The 6,773-nt window shown below is 68.3% G+C and carries 8 protein-coding genes; 1 reads left to right on the top strand and 7 read right to left on the bottom strand.

Features of this window, described 5'->3' with window-relative positions; translation table 11 throughout:
* Positions 1 to 132 precede the first annotated feature (132 nt).
* The 5 genes from ACTOWL_RS37435 to ACTOWL_RS37415 all read right to left on the bottom strand — a co-directional run bounded on the left by ACTOWL_RS37435 (position 133) and on the right by ACTOWL_RS37415 (position 4,886).
* Positions 133 to 681: a PQQ-dependent catabolism-associated CXXCW motif protein gene (locus ACTOWL_RS37435; protein ID WP_441326393.1), complete on the bottom strand. Its 549-nt coding sequence runs from the start codon at positions 679 to 681 to the stop codon at positions 133 to 135.
* A complete protein-coding gene (locus ACTOWL_RS37430) occupies positions 678 to 1,520 on the bottom strand; it encodes a substrate-binding domain-containing protein (protein WP_441326392.1) in 843 nt (280 codons plus the stop codon). The genes ACTOWL_RS37435 and ACTOWL_RS37430 overlap by 4 nt, the downstream gene beginning before the upstream one ends.
* Position 1,521: 1 nt before the next feature.
* Positions 1,522 to 2,076 (bottom strand): c-type cytochrome, methanol metabolism-related, encoded by a 555-nt coding sequence (locus ACTOWL_RS37425; RefSeq protein ID WP_441326391.1) that lies wholly within the window; start codon positions 2,074 to 2,076, stop codon positions 1,522 to 1,524.
* Between the two features lie 94 nt (positions 2,077 to 2,170).
* Positions 2,171 to 3,973 carry a methanol/ethanol family PQQ-dependent dehydrogenase gene (locus ACTOWL_RS37420; RefSeq protein ID WP_441326390.1) on the bottom strand — a complete coding sequence of 601 codons (1,803 nt, stop codon included), beginning with the start codon at positions 3,971 to 3,973 and terminating at the stop codon, positions 2,171 to 2,173.
* A gap of 457 nt (positions 3,974 to 4,430) precedes the next feature.
* Complete coding sequence (locus ACTOWL_RS37415) at positions 4,431 to 4,886, bottom strand: hypothetical protein (RefSeq protein ID WP_441326389.1); 456 nt, start codon at positions 4,884 to 4,886, stop codon at positions 4,431 to 4,433.
* Positions 4,887 to 4,969: 83 nt separating this feature from the next.
* Here ACTOWL_RS37415 and ACTOWL_RS37410 point away from each other — a divergent pair, with 83 nt between their 5' ends.
* Positions 4,970 to 5,311 carry a hypothetical protein gene (locus ACTOWL_RS37410; RefSeq protein ID WP_380313864.1) on the top strand — a complete coding sequence of 114 codons (342 nt, stop codon included), beginning with the start codon at positions 4,970 to 4,972 and terminating at the stop codon, positions 5,309 to 5,311.
* Between the two features lie 9 nt (positions 5,312 to 5,320).
* On the opposite strand, the gene ACTOWL_RS37405 is transcribed toward ACTOWL_RS37410, so the two are convergent.
* Positions 5,321 to 6,115, bottom strand: a complete 795-nt coding sequence (locus tag ACTOWL_RS37405) for a quinoprotein dehydrogenase-associated SoxYZ-like carrier (RefSeq protein WP_441326388.1) — start codon at positions 6,113 to 6,115, stop codon at positions 5,321 to 5,323.
* Between the two features lie 25 nt (positions 6,116 to 6,140).
* On the bottom strand, positions 6,141 to 6,773 hold a 633-nt coding region (locus ACTOWL_RS37400; RefSeq protein ID WP_441326387.1), incomplete at its 5' end, for an MBL fold metallo-hydrolase.

The raw sequence follows: 6,773 nt of genomic DNA, 5'->3' as shown, positions 1-6,773 counted from the left end.
AGGCCCTCGGCCTCGCCTCCGTCGCCGACCCGCTCACCGCTTAATCCCCCGAACCGCCGGATACGGACCCGTATGTCCGGTGGTGTGGGAGGGGGGAGCCGCGAGGCTTCCCCCTATCCCGATAAGCCGATCTTACTTCACCGGCAGCGGCGCGTTCGGCAGGGTCGGGCGGCCGCCGGCGGTCCAGTCCTCCACCCCGCCGGGGAACCAGTGCACGGCGGTGTAGCCCTCGGCCACCGCGCGCCGGGCGGCGTTCCAGGACATCCAGCATTCGGCGTCGCAGTAGAACACCAACGGCCGGGCGCGGTCACCCAGTGTCAGCGCCGCCAGGGCGTCGCGGAAAGTGGCCTCCATCTCCGCCGACAGGGCGCCATAGCCGGTGTTGGCCAGCCAGACGCTGCCCGGGATGTCGCGCCGCTCCGGCGGCCGCCACAGCGTCCCCGGCGGCAGCTTGTCCGGGCGCGGCGGCTGCGGCAGCACGTCGATCACCACCACCGGGCCGCCTCGGATCAGCGTCTCCACCGACGCCGCGTCGACCACGGTGGCGCCCTGCAGCGTCGCCGGCACCGGCGCGCGGTAATTCTCCATCCGGTAGTCATCGGGCTCCGCCACCTGTGCCAGAACCGGGCCGGCAGCGAGGCAGAGGGCCAGGGCGGCGAGGCGGAGCAGGGGCGTGCTCACAGCATCGGCTGGCCACGGGCGTCCAGCAGCGGCACCCCGTACTCCTTCAGGATCGCCGAGATCGCGTCCTGGTTCTCCCGGATCAGCCCGTTGATCCGGTTCTTCCAGTCGCTCTCGCCCGGCCGCACGCCCATGGTGATGTAGAAGTCGAGCCTTGTGTCCCTGGACTCGTTCAACAGCGGCGCCACCACCAGCGTGTCGCCATGCGCCTTGGCGAAATAGCCGGCGATCGGACCCCACAGCACGGCGACGTCGATCTGCTTGGCCGCGAGGTCGTCGATCATCTGCTTGCCGGGCGAGTCGTAGCGGCTGTCGACATAGAGCGGATAGGGCCGGGCCTGCGCCATCAGCCCGTCGCGCGCCGCCAGGTTGGCCGGCGGCGTGCCGGCGGTGATGCCGAGGCGCAGCGTCTTCAGCCGCGGATCGGCCAGGCTGCTCAGGTTGTCGAGCTTGTCGTCGCGCCGCGTCACCAGCACATAGCCGGAGCGGTAATAGGGGTTGCTGTTCTGCACCAGGTCGGCCCCGGCGACGATGCCCATCACCAGGTCGCAGCGCCGGGCGCGCAGCGTCATCCGCAGGAAGCCGGTCGAGTTCGGGTACCAAGTGTAGCGCACCGGCACGCCCAGCTTCTCGGCCAGGAGCTCGGCGATCCTGTTCTCGAAGCCCCCGCCCTTGTCGTCGGAGAAGGGCAGGTTGGCCGGGTCGGCGCAGACCCGGAGCGCCGAGCGGTCGATCGCCTCCGGCCGCGGCGGCTCGGCCCGGCCGGGCCCGGACAGCAGCACGGCGCCGGCCAGCAGGGCCAGCGCCGCGGCGCGCCACCGCTTCGTGATTGCGGTCATGCTAACCGGGCGTCCCCATGCAGGCATTTTCCGCCTCGGCGTAATCCTTGGACTTCTTCTCGAACTTGGCCGGCCGGCCGCGCCCCACGGCGCCGTCGGACCGGGCCTTGAGATAGGCGTAGATGTCGTTGATGTAGCACATCACGTTCGGATCGGTGCCCAGCGCCGGCATCTTCTTGTCGCTGGCCGTGTTCACCGTCTGCTTGCCGTTCACCACCGTGTCCATGAACTGGTCGAAGGACAGCGTCTTCAGCGAATCGACCAGGCTGGGGGCGAAGCTGCTGCCCTCGCCGTCCGGCCCGTGGCAGACGTAGCAGATGCCGTTGTAGCGGCGGAACCCGTTATAGACCGGCCACTCGACCGTGCCGTCCGCGGCGATCTTGTAGGGCTTCTCCTCTCCCTCGGCCGCCGGTGCCGCGGGCGCATTCGCCGCGGGCTGCTGCCCCGCCGGGTCGCTGCTCTTGTCCTGGGCGAAGCCCGCGGCGGCGAAGCCGCCGATCGCGATCAGGCCGCCGGTCAGGAGGGCGGTGCGGAACAGGAAGACACGGAAAGGCATCCTCGATCCTCTCGGATGATGTGGCATGTCGGGCTTGGCAGGGGGGAAGAAGAAGGAGGCGGGCCGAAGCCCGCCTCCGAGGCACAGGGAGGCTTCAGTCAGGAAGGGCGAACACGGTCAGCGTTCCGCCCAGCTGGGTGTATTGCGACAGCGACTGATAGGCACCGACCGCGCCGAGGCCTTCCTGCGGGTTGGTCAGCCCAGCCGCCATGCCGATGCCGGCCCAGCCGCCGACGCCGGAGAGGATGGCAACGTACTGCTTGCCGTTGCTCGTGTATGTGTTGACGTTGCCGATGATGCCGGAGGGGGTCTTGAACTTGTACAGCTCCTTGCCGGTCTTGGCGTCGACCGCCTTCAGATAGCCCTCCAGCGTGCCGTAGAAGACGACGCCGCCGGCGGTGGCCAGCGCGCCGCTCCACACCGAGAACGGTTCCGGGATCGACCACACGATCTTGCCCTTCTCCGCATCCCAGGCGATGAAGTTGCCGAGATGGTCGCCGCCCGGTGCCGGATACATGCTCAAGGTCGCGCCGACATAGGGCTGGCCGGCGGTGTAGGCGACCTTGTACGGCTCATAGTCCATGCAGACATGGTTGGTCGGCACGTAGAACAGGCCGGTCTCGGGCGAGAAGGCCGCCGGCTGCTGGTCCTTGGTGCCGAGCGCCGCCGGGCAGATGCCCTGCGAGTTGACGTCCTCGCCATTGGCTTCGGTCGAGAACTTCTTGTCGCGCTCCGGCAGGCCGGTCTTCAGGTCGATCTTGCTGGCCCAGTTGACCGCCGGATCGTATTTCTCGGCCACCAGCAGCTCGCCGGTGACGCGGTCCATCGTATAGCCGAAACCGTTGCGGTCGAAATGGACCAGCAGCTTGCGGTCCGCGCCGCCGAACTTCTGGTCGGTCAGGATCATCTCGTTGACGCCGTCATAGTCCCATTCGTCATGGGGCGTCATCTGGTAGACCCATTTCGCCATGCCGGTGTCGGCGTCGCGGGCGAAGATGGTCATCGACCATTTGTTGTCGCCGGGCCGCTGCACCGGGTTCCAGGTGCTGGGATTGCCGGTGCCGTAATAGATCAGGTTGGTCTCCGGATCGTAGGAGATCCAGCCCCAGGTGGTGCCGCCGCCGATCTTCCACTGGTCGCCCTGCCAGGTGGAAATGCCGGAATCCTTGCCCACCGGCTTGCCCAGCGCGGTGGTCTTCTCCGGGTCCATCAGCGTGTCGGCGTCCGGCCCCATCGAATGGGCCTGCCAGGCCAGCTTGCCGGTCTTGGTGTCGTAGGCCGAGATGTGGCCGCGGACGCCGAACTCGCCGCCGGAATTGCCGATCAGGACCAGGTTCTTGACCACCAGCGGGGCCGAGGTGCCGGTCTCGCCCTTGGTCGGGTCGCCGTCCTTCATGCTCCACGCCACCTTGCCGGTCTTGGCGTCGAGCGCCACCAGCGTGGTGTCGGCCTGGTGCAGGAAGATCATCCCGTCGCCATAGGCGACGCCGCGGTTGACGGTGTCGCAGCACATCACCGGGATGACGTTCGGGTCCTGCTTCGGCTCGTATTTCCAGACGATCTTGCCGTTGTTGGCGAGGTCCAGGGCATAGACCGTGTTCGGGAACGGCGCGTGGATGTACATCATGTCGCCGAGCACCAGCGGCCCGCCTTCATGGCCGCGCAGCACGCCGGTCGAGAAGGTCCAGGCGACCTGCAGGTTCTTCACATTCGCAGTGTCGATCTGCTTCAGCGCGCTGTAGCGGGTGTTGGCGTAGTCGCCCGCCGGCTGGGTCCACTGGTTGGGATCCTTCTGCAGCTTCAGCAGCTCGTCGTTGGCCGACGCAATCGTCGGTACGGCCGCCAGCGCGAGCACAAGCGCCAAGGCGGTCCCGGAAACGCGCAGCAATCTGGGCATTCGCTATCCTCCCATTGATCGCGATGCGGGACCCGCGGCGATGCCGTCGGCATGCCGGAGGTCCGCCTCGACGGTCGTTCAGCCATCGGGCCCGGTCGTGATGGCCTCGTGTCCGGGCCGGTTGGTGCTTCATTCGGATGACGACCGCCATCACTTTGCGAAGACATCCAAATCCCAGTCAATTGCAAACACACAAAATCGTATTGTTCTTTGGTAGGAAATCGGAATTTCGCAACTGCGAACAAAATACTTGGATTATACCAAGGTACAATCTTCAAATATTGATTTCGCGTGCTGGTCAACAGTGCGAGGGCAGGAGGAGCCGCGGCGGATGGCGTGGCAGTGGAACCGCCGCCTCGATCGGATTTTTGCGGCGCGAAAGAAAGCGGCGGCCGCGCTTGTTCAGGAACGAGGGCAATAGTTCCACGACGACAGCCCAATCATCCGGCGGCGGCGCTCAGGGCAGGGGCTGCCCGGGCCGGCAGGGCGGGATCATCGGATGGGTGCCGAGGCGGGTGAGGCGAATCGAGAACTCGCGCATCGACCCTGCGGTGTCCTGCAGCCAGCGGTACTGCACGTCATAGGCCTCGCGCTCGCGCTCGAGCCAGGCGTCGCAATCGGCCGCCGGTGCCCCGCCGGCGGCGGCGCGCTGCAGGAAATGGGTCAGCTCGTGCACCAGGATGCTGGTGTCGGCCGGGTCGGTGCCGATGCGCAGCCGGTCGTCGAGCGCGATGCTGCCGTTCGGCTCGGCATAGCCCATCACGGCGCAGGGATGGTCGCAGGCCATGGCCTCCAGCGCCGCATGCGGCAGCATCAGCACGACCGGCGGGTCGCCCGGCACGGCATAGCCGGTATAGCCGGAGACGGCGGTCAGCAGGCTGGCCACCAGCGCCGCGGGGACCGCGCCGGTCATGGGGTCTCGTTCCTTGGAACGAATTGACCCGCCGCCGCCGCTTTGCTCTGCTGGCCGCCCGACGCGACTGCGGAGCGATCGCCATGAAGGGCTGTGCGGTTCTCGCCCTCCTTGCCCCGGCGCTGCTCGCCACGCCCGGCCCGGCGCGCGCGAACGACTATCCGACCCCGGTGGTGGCCGACTATGTGATCGGCTGCATGGCCAGCAACGGCGAGACGCAGGAGATGCTGCAACGATGCTCCTGCAGCATCGACGCGGTCTCCTCGATCATGCCGTACGACGCCTATGAGAAGGCCGAGACGGTGCTGCGCATGCAGTTCGCCACCGGCGACCAGGCCGGCATCTTCCGCGAGATGACGATGCTGAAGACCATGGTCGACACGCTGCGCCTGGCGCAGATCGAAGCCGACTTCCGCTGCTTCTAGCATCCCGCCTCACATCGTCGCCGGCACCGGCCAGGCGCCGGTGAACACGGCGCCGTCCGAATCCTTGGCCGTGGCGCTCAGCCGGCCGGTCTCGGTCGGGGTGAAGCTGAACTCCACCACCGGGTTCTCGCTCAGCGAGATGTTGCCCTCGACCTGCAGCAGCCTGGTGCCGTCATAGCTGACCTCGATGGTCTCGATGAACCGCGCCGGCACATAGGTGCGCTTGATCTGGTCCATCTGTATGCCGGAATAGTTCGGATGACGGATCAGCAGCTCGACCCGGCTCGGGGCGCCGATCTGCGCCGCGTCCAGGTTCTTGGTCCGCATCTCGCCGAGATGGGCCTCTGCCTGGTCCGGCGTCTTGCTCGCGGGGGCGGAGCAGCCGCCGGCCGCCTTGACGAAGACGGCGGCCATGAACAGCGACCCGTCCTCGGTCTCGGCCACGGCGTGGATGTTGGTGTATTCGTTGACCCGCACCCGCGTGCCGATGGTGGGGTCGGCGATGCCGTCGCCCAGCCGGAACACGGCGGCGACCGGGGCCGGGTTCTTGTCGACCACCAGGGTGACGGCGCGGATCCGCCCGGGCATGTGCCCGCCGTCGAAGCGGATGGTCACCGGCACCACCGCCGCGTCATAGGCGCGTTGCGGCGCCTCGACTCGCATGAAGCCGCTGCCGTCGGCGACCGCCTTGTCGCCGAAGATCGCGATCTTCAGGTCGGGCCAGGGATCCTCGTCGGCGGCCCGCGCGGGGGCCGACAGGATGATCAGGGCGATCAGCGCCAGCGCTGCGGCGTGCTTCGGCATCATGTCCTCCCCCTCGCCATCCTTCCTACTCCCATTCCAGCTCGGTATAGGCGGTGGCGACGTTGCGGTCGTTGTAGTCGTCGAACAGCAGCCAGCGGCCGCGCTCGGAACGGCCGACCGTGGCCACCGCCTGGTCGAGGCTGCGCCCGGCGGCCAGCGCCGCGCGGGTCTCGCTCAGGATCAGGCGAAGATAGCGCTCCTCGTCGTCGAGCGCATCCGGCCAGCGGGCCGAGGCGGGGCCGTGGCCGGGAACGACCCGTGCGATCCCGGTCTCGCGCCGCAACCCGGCGATGGCGTCGACCCAGCCGCGCAGCGACCCGTCGATCGCCGGCACCCGCTGCAGGAACACCAGGTCGCCGGCGAAGAACGTGCCGGTCGCGGTGTCCAGCACGGTCAGGTCGGCATCGGTGTGGGCCGGCGGCCAGGCCTTGAGCTCGAGCGTCCGGCCGCCGAGGTCGAGCGACAGCCGGTCGCGCACAAGCAGCGTCGGCAGTAGGATCTCGGTGCCGGCGGCGGCGTCGCCCAGCGCCCGGCGCAGCCCGATGAGATAGGTGTCGGCCCGGGCGGCCAGGCCGCGCGGCATGTTGGCGTGGCCGACGACGGTGGTGTCCGGCCCGGCGATGGCGGCATTGCCCAGCGCGTGGTCGGGGTGGAAATG

The organism is Inquilinus sp. CA228 (assembly GCF_052078665.1).
Taxonomy (GTDB): Bacteria; Pseudomonadota; Alphaproteobacteria; order DSM-16000; family Inquilinaceae; genus Inquilinus.
The sequence above is the reverse complement of the archived record's forward strand: the minus strand, read 5'-3'. Positions and strand labels throughout refer to the sequence as shown.

Excerpts from the sequence above, each read along its gene's own strand:
- ACTOWL_RS37405 (WP_441326388.1), bottom strand. The coding sequence starts at position 6,115 with ATGCCGAAGCACGCCGCAGCGCTGGCGCTGATCGCCCTGATCATCCTG.
- ACTOWL_RS37420 (WP_441326390.1), bottom strand. The coding sequence starts at position 3,973 with ATGCCCAGATTGCTGCGCGTTTCCGGGACCGCCTTGGCGCTTGTGCTC.
- ACTOWL_RS37430 (WP_441326392.1), bottom strand. The coding sequence starts at position 1,520 with ATGACCGCAATCACGAAGCGGTGGCGCGCCGCGGCGCTGGCCCTGCTG.
- ACTOWL_RS37425 (WP_441326391.1), bottom strand. The coding sequence starts at position 2,076 with ATGCCTTTCCGTGTCTTCCTGTTCCGCACCGCCCTCCTGACCGGCGGC.
- ACTOWL_RS37410 (WP_380313864.1), top strand. The coding sequence starts at position 4,970 with ATGAAGGGCTGTGCGGTTCTCGCCCTCCTTGCCCCGGCGCTGCTCGCC.
- ACTOWL_RS37415 (WP_441326389.1), bottom strand. The coding sequence starts at position 4,886 with ATGACCGGCGCGGTCCCCGCGGCGCTGGTGGCCAGCCTGCTGACCGCC.